This window comes from Cupriavidus basilensis (assembly GCF_000832305.1).
Classification (GTDB): Bacteria; Pseudomonadota; Gammaproteobacteria; order Burkholderiales; family Burkholderiaceae; genus Cupriavidus; species Cupriavidus basilensis_F.
The window spans coordinates 3,708,816-3,726,505 of the sequence record NZ_CP010536.1 but is presented as its reverse complement, the minus strand read 5'-3'; the positions used below and the strand labels follow the sequence as shown (position 1 = coordinate 3,726,505).

19 protein-coding genes are annotated in these 17,690 nt (G+C 63.3%); 10 read left to right on the top strand and 9 right to left on the bottom strand.

The features are described from left to right. Nucleotides 1-16 precede the first annotated feature (16 nt). Complete coding sequence (mutL, locus tag RR42_RS17205; protein WP_043349375.1) at nucleotides 17-2,059, bottom strand: DNA mismatch repair endonuclease MutL; 2,043 nt, start codon at nucleotides 2,057-2,059, stop codon at nucleotides 17-19. 156 nt (nucleotides 2,060-2,215) lie between these two features. Here mutL and RR42_RS17200 point away from each other — a divergent pair, with 156 nt between their 5' ends. Next, a complete protein-coding gene (locus tag RR42_RS17200; protein ID WP_236702056.1) occupies nucleotides 2,216-2,842 on the top strand; it encodes a VTT domain-containing protein in 627 nt (208 codons plus the stop codon). Between the two features lie 49 nt (nucleotides 2,843-2,891). Here the strand turns inward: RR42_RS17200 and RR42_RS17195 are convergent, their stop codons facing one another. Next, nucleotides 2,892-3,740 carry a SirB1 family protein gene (locus RR42_RS17195; RefSeq protein ID WP_043349368.1) on the bottom strand — a complete coding sequence of 283 codons (849 nt, stop codon included), beginning with the start codon at nucleotides 3,738-3,740 and terminating at the stop codon, nucleotides 2,892-2,894. 235 nt (nucleotides 3,741-3,975) lie between these two features. Continuing rightward, nucleotides 3,976-5,529, bottom strand: coding sequence for a murein biosynthesis integral membrane protein MurJ (murJ, locus tag RR42_RS17190; protein ID WP_043349366.1), 1,554 nt, complete (start codon nucleotides 5,527-5,529; stop codon nucleotides 3,976-3,978). A gap of 380 nt (nucleotides 5,530-5,909) precedes the next feature. Here murJ and rpsT point away from each other — a divergent pair, with 380 nt between their 5' ends. Beyond that, the gene (gene rpsT / locus RR42_RS17185; RefSeq protein WP_006157537.1) at nucleotides 5,910-6,176 is read left to right on the top strand and encodes a 30S ribosomal protein S20; all 267 of its coding nucleotides are present in this window, start codon (nucleotides 5,910-5,912) and stop codon (nucleotides 6,174-6,176) included. A gap of 254 nt (nucleotides 6,177-6,430) precedes the next feature. Here rpsT and RR42_RS17180 read toward each other — a convergent pair whose 3' ends face one another. After that, nucleotides 6,431-6,730, bottom strand: coding sequence for a DUF3579 domain-containing protein (locus RR42_RS17180; protein ID WP_043349364.1), 300 nt, complete (start codon nucleotides 6,728-6,730; stop codon nucleotides 6,431-6,433). 396 nt (nucleotides 6,731-7,126) lie between these two features. Here RR42_RS17180 and argF point away from each other — a divergent pair, with 396 nt between their 5' ends. The 3 genes from argF to RR42_RS17165 all read left to right on the top strand — a co-directional run bounded on the left by argF (nucleotide 7,127) and on the right by RR42_RS17165 (nucleotide 9,898). Then, on the top strand, nucleotides 7,127-8,050 hold the full coding sequence (gene argF, locus RR42_RS17175; protein WP_043349360.1) for an ornithine carbamoyltransferase: 924 nt from the start codon (nucleotides 7,127-7,129) through the stop codon (nucleotides 8,048-8,050). 189 nt (nucleotides 8,051-8,239) lie between these two features. After that, nucleotides 8,240-9,469, top strand: coding sequence for an argininosuccinate synthase (locus RR42_RS17170; RefSeq protein ID WP_043349357.1), 1,230 nt, complete (start codon nucleotides 8,240-8,242; stop codon nucleotides 9,467-9,469). Between the two features lie 117 nt (nucleotides 9,470-9,586). Continuing rightward, nucleotides 9,587-9,898 (top strand): pyrimidine/purine nucleoside phosphorylase, encoded by a 312-nt coding sequence (locus RR42_RS17165; RefSeq protein WP_043349354.1) that lies wholly within the window; start codon nucleotides 9,587-9,589, stop codon nucleotides 9,896-9,898. A gap of 19 nt (nucleotides 9,899-9,917) precedes the next feature. On the opposite strand, the gene murB is transcribed toward RR42_RS17165, so the two are convergent. Continuing rightward, nucleotides 9,918-10,934 carry a UDP-N-acetylmuramate dehydrogenase gene (murB, locus tag RR42_RS17160; RefSeq protein WP_043349350.1) on the bottom strand — a complete coding sequence of 339 codons (1,017 nt, stop codon included), beginning with the start codon at nucleotides 10,932-10,934 and terminating at the stop codon, nucleotides 9,918-9,920. A 140-nt stretch (nucleotides 10,935-11,074) separates the two neighbouring features. Here murB and RR42_RS17155 point away from each other — a divergent pair, with 140 nt between their 5' ends. Continuing rightward, a complete protein-coding gene (locus RR42_RS17155) occupies nucleotides 11,075-11,560 on the top strand; it encodes a YajQ family cyclic di-GMP-binding protein (protein WP_006157531.1) in 486 nt (161 codons plus the stop codon). A 51-nt stretch (nucleotides 11,561-11,611) separates the two neighbouring features. Here the strand turns inward: RR42_RS17155 and RR42_RS17150 are convergent, their stop codons facing one another. From RR42_RS17150 to RR42_RS17140, 3 genes are all read right to left on the bottom strand, one after another. Next, nucleotides 11,612-12,061 carry a DUF192 domain-containing protein gene (locus RR42_RS17150; RefSeq protein WP_043349346.1) on the bottom strand — a complete coding sequence of 150 codons (450 nt, stop codon included), beginning with the start codon at nucleotides 12,059-12,061 and terminating at the stop codon, nucleotides 11,612-11,614. A gap of 187 nt (nucleotides 12,062-12,248) precedes the next feature. Further along, the gene (locus RR42_RS17145; protein WP_043349343.1) at nucleotides 12,249-12,470 is read right to left on the bottom strand and encodes a hypothetical protein; all 222 of its coding nucleotides are present in this window, start codon (nucleotides 12,468-12,470) and stop codon (nucleotides 12,249-12,251) included. A gap of 103 nt (nucleotides 12,471-12,573) precedes the next feature. After that, a complete protein-coding gene (locus RR42_RS17140; protein ID WP_043349339.1) occupies nucleotides 12,574-13,260 on the bottom strand; it encodes a pseudouridine synthase in 687 nt (228 codons plus the stop codon). Between the two features lie 321 nt (nucleotides 13,261-13,581). On the opposite strand from RR42_RS17140, the gene icd reads away from it, so the two are divergent. The 4 genes from icd to RR42_RS40835 all read left to right on the top strand — a co-directional run bounded on the left by icd (nucleotide 13,582) and on the right by RR42_RS40835 (nucleotide 17,246). Continuing rightward, nucleotides 13,582-14,832 carry an NADP-dependent isocitrate dehydrogenase gene (icd, locus tag RR42_RS17135; RefSeq protein WP_043349336.1) on the top strand — a complete coding sequence of 417 codons (1,251 nt, stop codon included), beginning with the start codon at nucleotides 13,582-13,584 and terminating at the stop codon, nucleotides 14,830-14,832. A gap of 283 nt (nucleotides 14,833-15,115) precedes the next feature. After that, entirely contained in the window at nucleotides 15,116-15,598 is a 483-nt protein-coding gene (locus RR42_RS40840; protein WP_052494683.1) for a PAAR domain-containing protein, read from the top strand. 90 nt (nucleotides 15,599-15,688) lie between these two features. Further along, the gene (locus RR42_RS17125; RefSeq protein ID WP_043349332.1) at nucleotides 15,689-16,390 is read left to right on the top strand and encodes a thioesterase domain-containing protein; all 702 of its coding nucleotides are present in this window, start codon (nucleotides 15,689-15,691) and stop codon (nucleotides 16,388-16,390) included. A 379-nt stretch (nucleotides 16,391-16,769) separates the two neighbouring features. Further along, a complete protein-coding gene (locus tag RR42_RS40835; protein ID WP_201777370.1) occupies nucleotides 16,770-17,246 on the top strand; it encodes a type II toxin-antitoxin system mRNA interferase toxin, RelE/StbE family in 477 nt (158 codons plus the stop codon). On the opposite strand, the gene RR42_RS17115 is transcribed toward RR42_RS40835, so the two are convergent. Further along, nucleotides 17,237-17,443, bottom strand: a complete 207-nt coding sequence (locus RR42_RS17115) for a cold-shock protein (protein ID WP_006157526.1) — start codon at nucleotides 17,441-17,443, stop codon at nucleotides 17,237-17,239. The genes RR42_RS40835 and RR42_RS17115 overlap by 10 nt on opposite strands. Nucleotides 17,444-17,690 lie beyond the last annotated feature (247 nt).

Here is a 17,690-nt window from a genome sequence, read left to right as displayed (position 1 = left end):
TCGTTGGGCACGCGGCTTACTGCCCGCGCAGGAACAGGCGATCGAGTTCCGCCACGGTCAGCTGCACCCAGGTGGGCCGGCCGTGGTTGCACTGGTCGGCGCGCTCGGTCTGCTCCATCTGGCGCAGCAGCGCGTTCATTTCTTCCAGCGTGAGCTTGCGGTTGGCGCGCACCGCGCTGTGGCAAGCCAGCGTGGCCAGCAGTTCGTTCTGGCGCTCAACCAGCACGCGCGAGCCGCCGAAGGCTTGCAGGTCGCGCAGCACGTCGCGCGCCAGGGCTTCGGTGTCGGCCTGCTTGAGCAGCGCGGGAATCGCGCGGATTGCCAGGGTGGTGGGCGAGACCTGCGCGATGTCGAAGCCGAGCAGGGTGAGGGTTTCCTGGTGCTCCTCGGCCGTGCCGATTTCCACCGGGCTGGCTGTGAGCGTGACCGGGATCAGCAGCGATTGCACCGCGAGCTCGCGCGCTTCGAGCGCGGTCTTGATCTGCTCGTAGAGGATGCGCTCGTGGGCGGCGTGCATATCCACCAGCACCAGGCCGCGCGCGTTCTGCGCCAGCACATAGATGCCGTGCAGCTGCGCAATGGCATAGCCCAGCGGGCTGGCCTCGTCTTCGGGAAGTTCCTGGCGGGCCAACTGGTCCAGCAGGCCGGGCGGGTCGTTCTCGCGCGCGGCTTGCGCATCGGCCAGCCAGGCCGGGGGCGTGGTGCCCGGGCCGTCCGGCGGGACATAGGCGGAGGGGCCGCGTGAAAACCCGCCGCCCGGCTGGATCGCGTCGCGCACCATGCCGAGGTAGGCCTGCCGGGGCTGGGCCACGCCGAGCTCGGTCTGCCGTGCGGCGGCAGTGTAGTCGACCCATGGGCGCGGGCTGGCGCCGCCGCCCATGCCGCCACCCATGCCGCCGCTTCTGCCGGATCCGGCGAAGCCACCGGAACCACCGGAGCCGCCGCCAAAGCTTCGCGCACCCGGGAATCCGCCGGCGCCGCCAATCGGCTCGGCCGCCGCCGGATTGTTCGAGTCGACCGACGTATGCAGGCTGTCGCCCTGCTCGCCGGCCTGCCGCGCCAGGCAACGCTGCACGGCGTGGTAGACAAACTGGTGCACCGAGCGCGATTCGCGGAAACGCACTTCGATCTTGGATGGGTGCACGTTCACGTCCACCATCTCGGGCGGCAGGTCCATGCACAGCACGTAGGAGGGGAAGCGGTCCCCGTGCAGCACGTCCTGGTAAGCGCTGCGCACGGCATGGGTCAGCAGCTTGTCACGCACATAGCGGCCGTTGACGAAGAAGAACTGCTGGTCCGGGCGCCCGCGCGAGGCGGTGGGCAGCCCGGCAAAGCCATACAGGTGCAAGCTGCCGGCCTCTTCATCCAGCGGCAGCCGGGCGTTGGCGAAGTCGGTGCCCAGCACCTGGGCGGTGCGCGTGGCGACGTCGCCGGCGTTCCAGTGCTCCATCGGCTTGCCATTGTGATGGACCGAGATGGCCACGTCCGGGCGCGCCAGCGCCGCGCGCCGCACCATCTCCAGGCAGTGGCCAAACTCGGTTTGTTCGGATTTCAGGAACTTTCTGCGCGCTGGCGTGTTGAAGTAAAGGTGCTGCACGTCGACGGTGGTGCCCACGCCGCCGGATGCCGGCTGTACCACGCCGGTGTCGGCGATCACCTGCATCGCGTGGGTATCGCTGGCGGTGCGGCTGGTCAGGGTCAGCTCGGATACCGAGGCGATCGAGGCCAGTGCTTCGCCGCGAAAGCCGAGCGTCAGCACCGCTTCAAGCTCGTCCAGCGAGGCGATCTTGCTGGTGGCGTGGCGCTTGAGCGCGACCGGCAGTTCATCGGCGGGAATGCCGCAGCCGTTGTCGGCAATCACGATGCGGCGCACGCCACCTTCCTCCAGGCGCAGGTTGAGCTGGGTGGCGCCGGCGTCCAGCGCGTTCTCTAGCAGTTCCTTGACCACGGAGGCGGGGCGCTCCACCACCTCGCCGGCCGCGATCTGGCTGATCAGCTGGTCGGGCAGGGGGCGGATGGGACGGAGCGGCTGGGCGGGGTGCGGGGCTTGGGCGGGCATGGGCGGAATTATACGTGGGTGCGCCGCCTGGCCCATGGGCGCGCGATGGATGAAAAGTGGCTGGGCAAGGTGACTTTGGCGCCTGTCCGGTCTTGTATGATGTCGGCAAATTATCGAACGGGGATCGAATTGGATATTGCATTGCAGTTCATCGACATGCTGCTGCACGTCGACAAATACCTTGGCACCGTCATCCAGAACTACGGTGCGTGGGTCTACGCCATCCTCTTTGCCATCGTGTTCGCTGAGACCGGGCTTGTGGTGCTGCCTTTTCTCCCGGGCGATTCCCTGTTGTTTATCGCCGGCGCCTTCTGCGCCACGCACGCCATGAATGAATGGGCGCTGGTCGGCCTGCTGCTGGTGGCGGCGACCGGTGGCAATACGGTCAACTACTTTGTCGGCAGCTGGGTCGGGCCGAAAGTGTTCGATGGCCATTGGCGCTTCCTGGACCAGCAGGCGCTGCGCAAGACGCACGATTTCTACGAGCGCCATGGCGGCAAGATGCTGGTGATGGCCCGTTTCCTGCCGATCGTGCGTACCTTCGCGCCGTTCGTGGCCGGCGTGTCGCAGATGACTTTCGCCAAGTTCCAGCTGTTCAACGTGATTGGCGCGGCGGCCTGGGTGCTGGGCCTGGTGTTTGCCGGCTACTTCTTCGGCAACCTGCCGTTCATCAAGCAGTACCTGAACCTGATCGTGCTGGCGGGCATCGGCGCGGCCGTGGTGCCGCTGGTGCTGGGTGGCCTGTGGAAGCTCGTGCGGGGCGGCAAGCGCCGTCCTTCCTGAGTCAGCGTGGGCAGGCATTGGCCTGCCCCGCCTGAGTTTCAGCTCACTTTCAGCTTACGCTGCGGCTCATCATGCGCAGCGCCGGCATGCGGTCGCGGATCTGCGTGGTGTCGGCCGCATCCGGGCGCGCCATCACATAGGCTTCCAGGTCGGCCAGCGCCGGGCGGAAGCACTCCAGGTTGGCATACGCCAGCCCGCGGTCGCGCACCTCCTCGATCGAGCCGGGCAGCAGGATCACCAGGCGGTTCTGCACCGCCAGCAATCGCTGCCAGCGCGACTCCTGCAGATAAATCGACTTGAGATTGCGCAGCATGCGCGCCACGATCTCGCGGTGGCTGGCCACCTGCAGGAACAGGCCCAGCGGCACCTCGTTGGGATCCGCGATGCCCTCGCGCTCCAGGTGCGGATCGAGCATGTCCTGCAACTGTTCCTTTGACAAGGTCTCGCCGGTGAGCGGGTCCACCACCACCTCGCCGGCCGGAATCGACATCCGCACCAGGAAATGGTTGGGGAAGGACACGCCCTTGAGCGGCAGCCCAATGTGCTGGCCCAGTTCCATATAGAGTACCGCCAGCGAAATCGGGATGCCGCGCCGCTGCTTGAGCACGACGTTCAGGTATGAGTTGTCGGGGTCGTAGTAATCGTTCGCGTTGGCGCCGAAGCCCAGGTCGCGGTAGAAGAAATGATTGAGCAGACGCATGCGCTGAATGGCCGGCGTACCTTCGGCGACGCGGCGTTTCAGGCGTACCGCGAGCATGTCGAGCGCTGCGAGCTCGGCCTGCAGGTCCAGGTCCGGATAGGCATCCTGGGCGATCGAGAGCACGGTCTCTGTCAGCGGGATACCGTTCTCGTCTGCCACGAGACTGGCAAAGTATTCCAGGACTTTCGTGGTTGTCATTGCGGCGTTCCTGAATGCGGCCTGGCGGCTGTTCCAGATGAATGCTGGCGGCGTGGCGTGCGTTCCCGAACGGTAGGGTGTTGGTACCGTCCGCGGTCGCGCGCCTGGGCAGAACCGCTTCGTCTCATTCTGACACAACCTCAGTAGCCTTGACCCTGCACCGCGCGCTGCCGCGACCCCTGGCCGATGCCGTCTGGCACTGGCGAAAAGGGCAGGTTTGGCAGGCGGGGGCTTGTTAGCCGGCTCTCCGCTTGAACGCGGAGTATCTCAGCCCCATGAGCCACAGTGTACCGAAGTAGACGACTGCCGCAAGTACCAGGCACGAGGCCAGCAGGGCGATACGCAACAATGGCGTGGCACCCAGGGCGACCCAGTCGAAGTTGCGGGCGAACCACAACAGCATGCCCGCCAGCAGCGTTACGGCGGTCAGCAACTGGGCCAGGAACAGCCACCAGCCCTTGGCCGGCGAGTAAAAGCCGCGCTTGCGCAGGCCCAGGAACAGCAGTAGCGCGTTGACGGTGGCACCGAAGCTGATCGACAGCGCCAGGCCCGCATGGCCAAAGCGCGGCACGAAGACGTAGTTGGACAACTGCGTGATCACCAGCACCAGCAGGGCGATCTTGACCGGTGTGCGGATGTCCTGGCGGGCATAGAAGCCCGGCGCCAGGATCTTGATCAGGATCAGTCCCAGCAGGCCGATGCCGTAGGAGACCAGCGCCTGGCGGGTCATTTCCACCGCATGGGCGTCGAACTTGCCATAGTTGAACAGTACCGCCGTGAGCGGCGCGCCGAACACGAACAGCCCGACCGCGCACGGCACGGCCAGCAGGAAGGTCAGGCGCAGGCCCCAGTCCAGCAGCCCGGAGTATTCGGCCCGGTTTTCCTCGGCGCTGGCTTTCGACAGGCTCGGCAGCAAGATGGTGCCCAGCGCCACGCCCAGCAGCGCGGTCGGGAACTCCATCAGGCGGTCAGCATAAGTCAGGTAAGACACGCTGCCGGCGGCCAGGCGCGAGGCGATATTGGTATTGATGATCAGGCTGATCTGGGCCACCGAGACAGCCAGCAGCGCCGGCGCCATCTGCCGCATGACGCGGCGCACGCCGGGCTCCGCCCAGGCCGCGCGCAGGTTCAAGCGCAGGCGCGGCATCACCCCCAGGCGCCGGAGCGCCGGAATCTGCACCGCCAGTTGCAGGATGCCGCCCACCAGCACGCCCCAGGCCTGCGCGTAGATCGGCTGCGCCATATGGGGGCCGACAAACAGCGCGGCAATGATCAGGCAGATATTGAGCAGCACCGGGGTGAAGGCCGGCATGGCAAAGCGGCGCCAGGTGTTCAGGATGCCCGAGGCCAGCGCCACCAGTGAGATCAACCCGATATAGGGAAACATCACGCGCGTCATGAAGACCGCGGCGTCATAGGTTTCGCCGCCATGCTGGCGAAAGCCCGTGGCGACCACCATCATGACCACAGGCGCGCCGATCACGCCAAGCAGCGAGACGCCCATCAGCACCCAGGTCATGACCGTGGCAACGGCATCGATCAGCGCTCGGGTATCGGTCTCGCCGCGCTTGCTGTGGTATTCACCCAGGATTGGCACGAAGGCTTGCGAGAACGCGCCTTCGCCGAAAATCCGGCGCAGCAGGTTGGGGATGCGGAACGCCACGTTGAAGGCGTCGGTCATGTCCGAGGCGCCGAAGGCACGTGCGATCAGGATCTCGCGGATGAGGCCTGTGATGCGCGACAGCATCGTCAGGCTGCTGATGGTGGCGAGCGCTTTGAGCAGGTTCAAGATGGTTCGGCGGCAAGGGGTGGCGGCAGCAGCGTGGGTCGGACCGCCGGTGCGAACCGGGTTCAGATGCCGGGCGCGCGCCAAAGTTGCATCGAGGCCACGCGAGGGCGGGGCCGGTGTGGCGCGTATTATACGGTTTGGCCCCGCAGGCGCCCGGATATGCACGTATATCGGCCTTTGCTTCGCCCTGCTCGAGATGAGCAGTGGCTCGGCTTGCCAGCCGCTTTTTCTTGTGTGTATAATTGCCGATTCACAAGGCTAGTTGCGTTCCGGATTCGTGTGCCAGTGCATCCCGGGTCGCTTGATGTGCACTTAATTGTGTCCGCGGTTTGCTCCGTCCTCCCGTCGGGCACGCATCTGAATTCAGGAAATCTACTTAAATGGCAAATTCCGCACAAGCTCGCAAGCGCGCGCGCCAGGCCGTCGCCCAGAACGCCCACAACTCCAGCCTGCGTTCGCGTCTGCGTACCGCAGTGAAGGCTGTTCGCAAGGCGATCGAAGCCGGCGACAAGGCTGCTGCTGCCGAGATCTTCAAGAACTCGCAATCGATCATCGACGCTATCGCCGACAAGAAGATCGTGCACAAGAACAAGGCTGCACGCCACAAGTCGCGCCTGTCGTCGGCTATCAAGTCGATGGCTGCCTGATATAGGCTCTGGTGCCGGGCGCAAGCCAGGCACCTCCGGCTGTCGTCGGCCATTGCGTGATCGCGCTGCTTCGGCGGCGTATCGCGGTCCTGGCCAGGTCGCCAGTCGGCAGGGTGGATTGCCTGACGGTAATCCAGCCGATAAAAAAGCTCGTCATTCGACGAGCTTTTTTTGCTTTGTCCTTTGGGCTGGTGCCTGCCCCGGTGGTGCGTGCGGCTAGCATGCGGCCATGCCGAGGCTTCTTCAGTGCGAGCTCACTCCAGCGAGCAGGCCTCGACCAGTTGCAGGTTGTTGTCGCGGGCGAAGTTGAGCACGAAGTCGAGCGCTTTGGGCTCGATGTCGCGCAGCCGCGCATCGACCACCACGCTCTTCAATCCGCCAGCTATCACTGGCCGCACGTAAGGTGAGTAAGTAATGCGGGGGTCGCCGGTGTCGCCTTCGGGGCGGAATTGCGCCATCACGCCGCACAGTCGTTCAGCCCAGTCGCTTGGGCGGAAGGTCTTGCCTTCCTTGGTGATGCCTTGGATGAAGTATTCGCGAACTGTGGGATTCATGAGACTGCGGGGATAAGACGGGTGACTCGACGGTAAACCCGCCAGACTGACCAAACGGAAGCCCGTTTGACGCGGCCAGGAAACAATAAGTTCGTTTCATTCCGGCCGTGGCGGCGGGGGCGCCGGTGTCGGCGGGGGCACTTTTGATGCCGGCAGCGGGCGGTGGCATGGGTATGCCGGGCCCCGCGTGAATCAGCCGGTATTATATCTTATATAAGACTCGCGCATAAGCCTCCGTGCCGGGCGAGGTGCCGCGCATGCTCGCCAAAGCCACAATAATCCCTTATGATTCTTACAGTTAAATTGCGTAAGCGACGCGAAAGGCGGCTCCGCGGCATGGCCAGGTCATGAACCCTTCATGGCGGCATGCCACCACCGAGCCGCCTTCTTTGTTTTATGAGCCCAACTTCGATCAAGCATTACCTCCAGTTCAGCGACCTGACTCCCGACGAGTACGAGTACCTGCTGGACCGCGCACGGATTCTGAAGACCAAGTTCAAGAACTACGAGACATGGCATCCGTTGCACGACCGCACGCTGTCCATGATCTTCGAGAAAAACTCGACTCGTACGCGCTTGTCGTTCGAGGCCGGCATCCACCAGCTCGGTGGCCATGCCGTCTTCCTCAATACCCGCGACTCCCAGCTGGGGCGCGGCGAGCCGATCGAGGATGCGGCGCAGGTGATCTCGCGCATGGTCGACATCATCATGATCCGCACCTTCGGCCAGGAAATCATCGAGCGTTTCGCCGCGCATTCGCGCGTGCCGGTGATCAACGGGCTGACCAACGAATACCATCCCTGCCAGGTGCTGGCCGATGTCTTCACGTACATCGAGCAGCGTGGCAGCATCCGCGGCAAGACCGTCGCATGGATCGGTGACGCTAACAATATGGCCTACACCTGGATCCAGGCGGCAGAGCGCCTCGGCTTCACGTTCCATTTCTCCGCGCCTCCCGGCTATCAGCTCGATCCCGCCATGGTGCCGGCAACGGCTGCTCATCTGGTCAAGGTGTTCGACGATCCGCTGACCGCCTGCCAGGGTGCCGACCTGGTCACCACCGACGTGTGGACCAGCATGGGCTACGAGGCCGAGAACGACGCCCGCAAGCGCGCCTTCCAGAACTGGATGGTGACTACCGCCATGATGGATCGCGCTGGCGACGATGCCCTGTTCATGCACTGCCTGCCTGCCCACCGCGGCGAGGAAGTCGAGGCCGCCGTGATCGACGGCCCCAAGAGTGTGGTCTGGGAAGAGGCTGAGAACCGCCTGCATGTGCAAAAGGCGCTGATGGAATACCTGCTCTGCGGGCGCTACTGACCGCTGGCGGCCCGGCGCCACGATTGATGCACATGTGGTGCGCCAATCCGGTACCCGCATGCTCGCCCGGCTCGCCAAGTGCCGCCCAAGCCGGGGCGGACGTGTCAAAATAGCGGTCTTTCCGCATTCCTTTTTCTCGCGTGACTGGCTTTGTGGCCGGCCGCGCTTACTTTTCGCATCGAGTCGAACATGAGCGATATCAAGAAAGTCGTGCTCGCCTACTCCGGCGGGCTGGACACTTCGGTGATCCTGAAGTGGCTGCAAGACACCTATCAGTGCGAGGTGGTCACCTTTACCGCCGACATCGGCCAGGGCGAGGAACTCGAACCTGCACGCCAGAAGGCGCTCAAGTTCGGCATCAAGCCGGAAAACATCTTCATCGACGACCTGCGCGAAGAGTTCGTGCGCGATTTCGTCTTCCCGATGTTCCGCGCCAACGCCGTCTATGAAGGCGAGTACCTGCTCGGCACCTCGATCGCGCGTCCGCTGATCGCCAAGCGCCAGATCGAGATCCTGCGCAGCACCGGCGCCGACGCTGTGTCGCACGGCGCTACCGGCAAGGGCAACGACCAGGTTCGCTTCGAGCTGGGCTACTACGGCCTCGAGCCGGGCGTGAAGGTCATCGCCCCGTGGCGCGAGTGGGACCTGTTGTCGCGCGAGAAGCTGCTGGCCTACGCTGAAAAGGCCGGCATCGACATCGACATGAAGCACAAGAAGGGCGGCGCCCCGTACTCGATGGACGCCAACCTGCTGCACATCTCCTTCGAAGGCCGCCACCTGGAAGACCCCAAGGCCGAGGCCGAGGAAGACATGTGGCGCTGGACCGTGTCGCCGGAGAATGCACCGGACGCGGCCGAGTACCTGGACGTCGAGTTCGAGGGCGGCGACATCGTTGGCCTGAACGGCAAGCGCATGACCCCGGCTGAAGTGCTGACCGAGTTGAACCGCCTGGGCGGCAAGCACGGCATCGGCCGCCTTGACCTGGTGGAAAACCGCTACGTCGGCATGAAGAGCCGTGGCTGCTACGAAACCCCTGGCGGCACCATCATCCTGAAGGCCCACCGCGCTATCGAGTCGATCACGCTCGACCGCGAAGTGGCTCACCTGAAGGACGACCTGATGCCGCGCTACGCCAGCCTGATCTACAACGGCTACTGGTGGAGCCCGGAGCGCCGCGCACTGCAAGTGCTGATCGACCACACCCAGGCCAAGGTCAATGGCTGGGTCCGCGTCAAGCTGTACAAGGGCAATGTGATCGTGGTCGCCCGCGACTCCAAGGACACGCTGTTCGACAAGACCATCGCGACCTTCGACGATGACGGCGGCGCCTACAACCAGGCCGATGCCGGCGGCTTCATCAAGCTGAACGCGCTGCGCATGCGCATCGCCGAAAACGCTCGCCGCCAGCGCGGCGAGTAAGCCAGACCGCAGGCATGCAACAGAAGAGGGGCCGTCATGGCCCCTTTTTTGCGCCGCCTTGCCCTCCGGTATTCCCGATCCAGTCATCCAGAACCAAGAGCATCAAGGAGAAATAGCGTGAGCCAGTTCGACAACGTATCCGTCGTCAAGAAAGCCAACCTGTACTTCGACGGCAAGTGCGTGAGCCACACCGTGCTGTTCCCGGACGGCACCCGCAAGACGCTGGGCGTGATCTTCCCCGCTGCGCTGACCTTCAACACCGGCGCCCCGGAGATCATGGAAATCAATGGCGGCGTGTGCCGCGTCAAGCTGGCTGGCGAAGACCAGTGGCAAACCTATGGCGCTGGCCAGCAGTTCAATGTGCCCGGCGACAGCAGCTTCGATATCGAAGTGACTGAAACGCTGGACTACGTCTGCCACTTCGGCTGAGCACGGCAGCCCGGACGGTTTAAAGCACCACCGGCTCGGGTTCGATTCGCACGCCGAAGCGGGCCTGTACCGCATCGGCAATGCGGTGCGCCAGCGCCAGCAGCGCCTGCCCGGTGCCGCCGCCGTGGTGCACCAGCACCAGCGCCTGCTTGCCATAGACGCCCACCGGGCCGTCGCTGACCCCCTTGAATCCACACTGGTCGATCAGCCAGCCGGCCGCCAGCTTGTAGCTGCCGTCAGGCTGTGCATGGCTGACCAGGTCGGGATACCGGACCAGCAGCGCGTCGCGCTGTTCGGCGCCCACTACCGGGTTCTTGAAGAAGCTGCCGGCATTGCCGACCTGGGCCGGATCGGGTAGCTTGCGCGAGCGGATCGCGATCACCGCGTCGCGGATGCGGTCCGCCGTGGAATGCGCTGCGGAATCTTGCGCCAGCTCGCGCGCCAGTTCCGCATAGCCCAGCACTGGCTGCCACGGCAGCGGCAGGCGCAGGGTGACGGCAGTGATGATGTAGCGGTCCCGCCCCTCACGCTTGAACAGGCTGTCCCGGTAGGCGAATTGGCACTGCTCCAGCGTCAGGTGGACGAATTCGCCGCTATGGCGGTCGAACGCGCGCAGGCTGTCGAAGCGCTCGCGCAGCTCCACGCCGTAGGCGCCGATGTTCTGGATCGGCGCCGCGCCCGCGGTGCCGGGGATCAGGGCCAGGTTTTCCAGGCCCGGAAGGCCGTCGGCGATCGTGCGGCTGACCAGCGCATGCCAGTTCTCCCCGGCACCGGCCGTGACCAGGTGGGCGGCATCCGCCGAGGCCACCGCGTAGCCGGGAATCTCCATCAGCAGCACCAGCGCGTCGAGGTCCCGCGTAAGGACCACATTGCTGCCGCCGCCGAGCACCACCAGCGGCAAGCCTTGCGCGCGGGGATCGGCCAGGGCGGCCAGCAGGTCGGCTTCGCTGCGCACATGCACCGCAAAGCGCGCGCGCACGTCGAATCCGAATGTATTGTGGCGGCGCAGGGGATAAAATTCGAGGAAATCTGCCATGCAAGGGAAAGGTGAAGCGGCCCGCCGGGGTCGACGGCACCGGACTGCAGGGTAGGCTGGATTATACGTAAGCGCCGCCGCCAGCCGGCGCGCGCCCGGTACAGGCAATAAGCAACACGCAGCAAGACAAGGAGAATGCAATGCCGTCGTTTGACGTAGTGTGCGAAGCGAACATGATCGAGGTGAAGAACTCGGTCGAGCAGGCCAACAAGGAAATCACGAACCGTTTTGACTTCAAGGGTTCGGATTCGCGGGTCGAGCACAAGGAGAACGAGCTCACCGCGTTCGCCGATGACGATTTCAAGCTCGGTCAGGTCAAGGACGTGCTGATCAGCAAGATGGCCAAGCGCAATGTCGACGTGCGCTTCCTCGACTACGGCAAGACCGAGCGCATTGGCGGCGACAAGGTCAAGCAGGTCATCACCATCAAGAAGGGCGTCACCGGCGACCTGTCGAAGAAGATCGTCAAGATGATCAAGGACAGCAAGATCAAGGTGCAGGCCAGCATCCAGGGCGACGCGGTGCGTGTCACGGGGACCAAGCGCGACGACCTCCAGAGCGTGATTGCGTTGCTGCGCAAGGACGTCCCCGAAGCGCCGCTGGACTTCAACAACTTCCGCGACTGATCCTGTCGCCGGCAAGCGTGGCAGCCATGCTGCCGCGCGCCTGCTTTTTCTTTAGCGCGCCTGCGGCAAGCCGCCGATCTTCGCGCCGGCCTTCAGGCCCTTCTGCGCAAACCAGCCCTTGTTCATCTCCAGCGCGTAGCGTACGGCCGCGCGCGGGCAGTGGTTGTCCTCGGTCTGGGGCGCCATGTCTTCGATATTGACGATGGACCCGTCATCGGCCAGGAAGGCGATCGACAGGGGCAGGTCGGTATTCTTCATCCAGAAGCAGTGTCCGGCTTTCTCTTCGAACACGAACAGCATGCCCTCGTTGGCGGGCATGGTCTTGCGGTACATCAGGCCGAGCTCGCGGGCTTCCGGCGTGGCGGCGATTTCCGCCTTGATCGCGTACATGCCAGCGGTGAGTTGCCTGACCGGCAGGCTGGCCGGGGACTGGGCACAGGCGGTGGCCATGGCGGCGAGCGAGCAGCCGCTGACGAGCAGGTTCTTGAGCAAAGGGCGCATGTGTTGGAGCGGCGAATGACGGGTTCGGGACAGCCGCCAGCATAGCGCAGCTACCGCGCGAGCGGCACGGACAAATATTCCACTTCGTTGCACAGGGCCTTACTACCGCGAGCAAGAAAAAAGGCAGGCGCCCTGCGGGCAACCTGCCTTGCTTGCCGGGCGCAAAGCCCGGCCTGCCTGCAAACTCTTACTTCGTTGCAGCAGCTTCAGCCTTGGCAGCCGGAGCAGCCTTGGTCTTGCTGTGAGCGTGCTTCTTGGACTTCTTGGCGCTCTTCGTCGCGGGCTTTGCAGCCGGTGCTTCAGCGGCAGGCGCTGCAGCAGCCGGGGCTGCCGGTGCGGGTGCGGCGGCTTGGGCGAAAACGCCGGTGGCGAACAGGCCGGCAACCAGAGCAGCGATCAGTTTGTTCATGCTTAACAACCTCGAAGGTAAATCGATTCGGAAGAGTTGACGCGTATGCGACGTGTCAGTGTCAAAAACGAAACGAGGCGGTGAGCCGTTGACCCACGACTTGTTAATATTTGTAACTTCTTGCGCGAGGGCGTGCGCGGCGCCGCTGCGCCGGGATGGGTGCCGCCCCCGATCCGCCCCCGCCCCCGCGCACGATCGCGCGGGGGCGTGGTGCGGTTACGGCTACGGCTTCCAGACCGAGCGCGCTCGGGTCGATCTCGCACCATTGCCCCGGCGCGAGCCCGAGCGTGCGCAGGTCGAGCATGCCAATTTGCACGCGCACCAGGCGCAAGGTCGGAAATCCCACTGCCGCGGTCATGCGGCGCACCTGGCGGTTCTTGCCCTCGCGGATCTCGAGTTCCAGCCATTGGGTCGGGATGGCGGCGCGAAACCGCACCGGCGGATGGCGTGGCCACAGAAAATCTGGCTCGTCGATGCAGCGCGCTCGCGCCGGCAGCGTGCGGAAGTCTCCGAGGTCGACGCCACTGCGCAGGTGCGCCAGCGCAGCTTCGCCGGGCACGTTTTCGACCTGGGCCAGATACGTCTTGGGCAGTTTGTGGTGCGGATCGGCGATGCGCGCCTGCAGGATGCCATCATCGGTCAGCAGCAGCAGGCCTTCGCTGTCGGCATCGAGCCTTCCCGCCGGATACACGCCGGGCCGCTGCACGCAGTCGGCGAGAGTCGGGCGCGACGGGTGCGCGGAGAACTGGCTCATGGTGCCGAAGGGTTTGTTCAGTGCGATCAGCGTCATCGAGAGTAATGGAGTCTGGCGCACGGGTGGGCGCTTGAATGGCTTCAGTATGGTGCGTCAGTATGCCGTAGCCCCGGCCGGGCGGCGCGGGGCCGGCCAGGATGGCGGATCATGAAATTTTGCTGCATAATACGAAAAGGTCTTATGTCTTATATAAGACCCGTGTGCGTGTGACGCATAGCCGGGCAGTCCGCGTGTGGTGCGCAGCGGCATCGCCTGCGCGCCAATCGCCGTTAAAATGCCCGCGCGCCACCCAAATCTCGCCGTCTGGTCACGAATCCGGCGGCTCGTTGCAACCCCCCGTTCCGTACTGGAGACGTCATGTATCAACACATCAAGGTTCCGGCCGGCGAAAAGATCACGGTCAACCAGGATTTTTCGCTGAATGTTCCGGACAATCCGATCATTCCATTCATCGAAGGCGACGGTACGGGCCTGGATATCACCCCGGTGATGATCAAGGTTGTCGATGCAGCCGTGGCCAAGGCCTACGGTGGCAAGCGCAAGATCTCCTGGATGGAGATCTACGCCGGCGAGAAGTCGACCAAGGTGTATGGCCCAGACGTGTGGCTGCCTGAAGAAACCCTGGAAGTCCTCAAGGACTACGTGGTGTCCATCAAGGGCCCGCTGACCACGCCGGTTGGCGGCGGCATCCGCTCGCTCAACGTGGCGCTGCGCCAGCAGCTGGACCTGTACGTCTGCCTGCGCCCCGTGGCCTACTTCAAGGGCGTGCCCTCGCCGGTGCGCGAGCCGCAAAAGATCGACATGGTGATCTTCCGCGAGAACTCGGAAGACATCTACGCCGGGATCGAATGGGAAGCGGAAAGCGACCAGGCCAAGAAACTGATCGCCTTCCTGCAGAACGAAATGGGCGTGAAGAAGATCCGCTTCCCGGATACCTCGGGCATCGGCGTCAAGCCGGTCTCCAAGCAAGGCACCAAGCGTCTGGTGCGCAAGGCCATCCAGTACGCGATCGACAACGACAAGCCGTCGGTGACCATCGTGCACAAGGGCAACATCATGAAGTTCACCGAAGGTGGCTTCCGTGACTGGGCCTACGAGCTGGCACAGCAGGAATTCGGCGCCGAGCTGATCGACGGCGGCCCGTGGTGCAAGTTCAAGAACCCGAAGACCGGCCGCGAAATTGTCATCAAGGACGCCATCGCCGACGCCTTCCTGCAGCAGATCCTGCTGCGTCCGGCTGAATATTCGGTGATCGCCACGCTGAACCTGAACGGCGACTATATCTCCGACGCGCTGGCGGCCCAGGTTGGCGGCATCGGCATTGCCCCGGGCGCCAACCTGTCGGATTCCGTGGCCATGTTCGAAGCCACCCACGGCACCGCACCAAAGTACGCCGGCAAGGACTATGTGAACCCGGGTTCCGAAATCCTCTCCGCGGAAATGATGCTGCGCCACATGGGCTGGACCGAAGCCGCCGACCTGATCATTTCCTCGATGGAGAAGTCCATCCTGTCGAAGAAGGTCACTTATGACTTCGCCCGTTTGCTCGAAGGCGCGACACAGGTGTCGTGCTCGGGCTTTGGGCAGGTGATGATCGACAATATGTAATCGCAGTTCGGGCCGTCTCAGCCTGAACCGAAACCCCGGCGACTCGACGGTCGCCGGGGTTTTTTTATCCCGTCGTATCAGGAGGTACTACGGCCAGGTCATCGACATAAGAAAAGACCGAATAGGACACATAAGGAAAATGCTCTCCGCACGTGCAGAAAGGTCTGATTGATTTTGGTGCTGTATTGCGCACAAATAGGGGGTGCCAAACGCCTATCAATCAATCCATGGGAGAACGTATGCACAACGTGAAGCAGTTGACCGCAACTTGGGAGGCCAAACCATGATGCGCAGAGTTGCGTGTGTGGGCGACAGGCTTTCACCAGATGGCGTCATCCTCCCGTATGACGGGCCAGTTTTCACTATTGGCGACGGTGCCGGCCACCAGATAGCGCTTATCGGTGGGCAAGCCTACTGCGAAGCCTGCAAGACCACCGGCATCATTGCAAAGGCTGGCGGACCGAGCCGTATTAGCTTCATGGGCGAGACGGCGGCTGATGGCGATATCGTGCTCTGCAAGTGCCCGACACATCCGAGCATTATCGCCACTCTCGCCGGCGAGACTTGGTGCGACGACGAAGCCGACAGTGCTGGAATGGCAAGCGTGCAGGAAGTTATCGCGGGCACAACTGATTTCCCAGCAGCGGCGCCCTTCCTGGCCTCTAATCCCCGTCACGACCAACAGGTGCAACTTCTGGACGAAAACTCCGGCCAACCCCTGGCACGCCGGCGCTACCGCCATCACAGGCGATGGCGGATCGATTGAGGCGCGAACGGACGACAGCGGTATGACCGAGCGCATTTCGAGCGATACCGCAGCGACCGTGACGCTGGAGATTTTTGGGGAGGATGCCTGATGCAACCAATCAAAACGATGCAAATTCCATTGACTCCGATTGAGAAGCGCGCGCCTGTGAAGGTCTATCTGTTGCGGCCTCGCGGGACTCTGTATTGGGGTGGGGCCGGACTTGATGGAGGCTACGTGCGGCCGCAACTCGAGGCATTCCGGAAGGCCGGGGTTACCCACTGCTTTGCAGGCCTTACAAACTCGGCGACTGCCGATCTTCCCAAGGGCACGGCCTATGCATTTGCGGGCACGTTGGTTGATGCCATTCGGTCCGGTCTGGCCATCCGCTCACGCGATGACGGGGAATGGACAATCACAAGCGGCATGGCGGCAGAGGCTCCCCAATTCAATCTGATAGGTTACAGCTATGGGTCACTGCTAGCGGCTCAGACGGCATGGTCTTATGCTCGTGCCGGGCACGTGATTGATCATCTCGTATTGGTGGGGTCACCTATCGAGGCAGGGTTTCTCGCCGATCTGCGCAGCCACAAGGGTATTCGCAAGACCACTGTAATCAATCTGACTGAGTATGGAGATCCGATTTACGCCGGGATGCCATGGGCAGAGCTTGCTGTGGCGGCACCGTTGCTCGGCAAACAAATGATTGCAGACAAAGGGGAAGGGCATTTCTACTATGCGCATGTAATGCCAGACAGCCCGCGTCGTTGGACCGCCCCAGCGCAGCGAGTTGCTGACGAAGGGCTCCGATGAAACGGGCCAGTGGCAGGCTTGCACGCGCCGTGGACTGCATCAGTATCGGCCTAGCGCTCCTGGGCGTGGCCTTTGGCGCCTACACAGTAGCTACGCCGATAACAACCATTGACCAGGTGACGACCGGCACTCTGGTGGCGGTTGCCGGCGCCGCACTTGTTCTGGCTTGTCTCCTGGCTCTGATTGGCCTGGTGCCTGTGTTGCTAGCGCTTGTTCTACGTGCTCCTGGGCGGTGGCGCATCATTGCCTCCTATTGCGTAGGGGTGGCGCTCTTCGTCGGCACCTTCCTGCTCGCGGATTCCTGGGCGGCCCGTCACCTACCCCCACGGCAGACTAGCGCTGCCGCCATGGTCGGCCATCTCGATGTAAGTGCTTAGCCATCTTTCCACAGGCCGACGACGCGCCGTTCGGGCCTGAGTGGCTGGACCATGCCCTCATGGGCGGCTGGGCCGACCATCGCGAATGCCAAGTTGGCGGCGACTTCCTGTTGATCTACTGGCTGGATAGTGCCGGCACTGGAGGGCAAGATATTTTGCGTCTAATGCCGTACATTTCGAGGTGTATGAACGTGCGGAACCAGCCAAAATTGTGCAAAAAGCCACCAAAGAGCTACAAAAACGACCGGAAATCAATGAGGAATCGAAGTGGCAGGCTAACAGGCGCGACCAGGCCAAACAAAAAGCCCGGCATTGACCTGACCGGGCTTTTTATCGGATGCGTTACGTACTGCTGTCCAGCCTGCGTACTTTGGGGCGGGGCAGGCCGATCCCGTTCCGGGGGTGACCCCCCGCATCCTGTCGTGGCCGCCTCAAGCTCTACCGGCTGGTGCGGCCGCGCACCGAATCCTCAGGCGTGATCCTGGATATTGGTGGCTTGTTTGCCCTTGGGGCCCTGGATGATTTCGAAGGATACGCGCTGACCCTCTTTCAGGGTCTTGAAGCCATTCATCTGGATGGCCGAAAAGTGCGCAAACAGTTCTTCTTCGCCGTCGTCCGGCTTGATGAACCCAAAGCCCTTGGCGTCATTGAACCATTTGACGATACCGCTTGCCATAAACTCCCCCAACAAAAAAAGCAAGATACGAGCGGGGGAAAGCGCCGCGGCCAGCGGGCGCCCGGCTAGTGTTCCTGCACGCTGCCCGGATGGAACCGGGTCGGGCGCAAAGGCACGACTGTGCGGGCACCGCGTGGTGGCCAGTTTGATGTGCTGACTCGCCGCCGCTGGATTCGTGGGCCTCCCTGCTCACGGATCACTCAGTCCGGATGATTGCTTGGCTCGCGTAACCAGACGTGAATGTGCG

What these genes read in the sequence shown, in the direction of transcription:
- murB (WP_043349350.1), bottom strand. Translation starts at nt 10,934, where the DNA reads ATGGCAGATTTCCTCGAATTTTATCCCCTGCGCCGCCACAATACATTC.
- RR42_RS17180 (WP_043349364.1), bottom strand. Translation starts at nt 6,730, where the DNA reads ATGAATCCCACAGTTCGCGAATACTTCATCCAAGGCATCACCAAGGAA.
- RR42_RS17195 (WP_043349368.1), bottom strand. Translation starts at nt 3,740, where the DNA reads ATGACAACCACGAAAGTCCTGGAATACTTTGCCAGTCTCGTGGCAGAC.
- RR42_RS17140 (WP_043349339.1), bottom strand. Translation starts at nt 13,260, where the DNA reads ATGACGCTGATCGCACTGAACAAACCCTTCGGCACCATGAGCCAGTTC.
- RR42_RS17150 (WP_043349346.1), bottom strand. Translation starts at nt 12,061, where the DNA reads ATGCGCCCTTTGCTCAAGAACCTGCTCGTCAGCGGCTGCTCGCTCGCC.
- argF (WP_043349360.1), top strand. Translation starts at nt 7,127, where the DNA reads ATGAGCCCAACTTCGATCAAGCATTACCTCCAGTTCAGCGACCTGACT.
- rpsT (WP_006157537.1), top strand. Translation starts at nt 5,910, where the DNA reads ATGGCAAATTCCGCACAAGCTCGCAAGCGCGCGCGCCAGGCCGTCGCC.
- RR42_RS17145 (WP_043349343.1), bottom strand. Translation starts at nt 12,470, where the DNA reads ATGAACAAACTGATCGCTGCTCTGGTTGCCGGCCTGTTCGCCACCGGC.
- RR42_RS17155 (WP_006157531.1), top strand. Translation starts at nt 11,075, where the DNA reads ATGCCGTCGTTTGACGTAGTGTGCGAAGCGAACATGATCGAGGTGAAG.
- RR42_RS17125 (WP_043349332.1), top strand. Translation starts at nt 15,689, where the DNA reads ATGCAACCAATCAAAACGATGCAAATTCCATTGACTCCGATTGAGAAG.
- RR42_RS40840 (WP_052494683.1), top strand. Translation starts at nt 15,116, where the DNA reads ATGATGCGCAGAGTTGCGTGTGTGGGCGACAGGCTTTCACCAGATGGC.
- icd (WP_043349336.1), top strand. Translation starts at nt 13,582, where the DNA reads ATGTATCAACACATCAAGGTTCCGGCCGGCGAAAAGATCACGGTCAAC.
- RR42_RS17200 (WP_236702056.1), top strand. Translation starts at nt 2,216, where the DNA reads ATGCTGCTGCACGTCGACAAATACCTTGGCACCGTCATCCAGAACTAC.
- RR42_RS17115 (WP_006157526.1), bottom strand. Translation starts at nt 17,443, where the DNA reads ATGGCAAGCGGTATCGTCAAATGGTTCAATGACGCCAAGGGCTTTGGG.
- mutL (WP_043349375.1), bottom strand. Translation starts at nt 2,059, where the DNA reads ATGCCCGCCCAAGCCCCGCACCCCGCCCAGCCGCTCCGTCCCATCCGC.
- RR42_RS17170 (WP_043349357.1), top strand. Translation starts at nt 8,240, where the DNA reads ATGAGCGATATCAAGAAAGTCGTGCTCGCCTACTCCGGCGGGCTGGAC.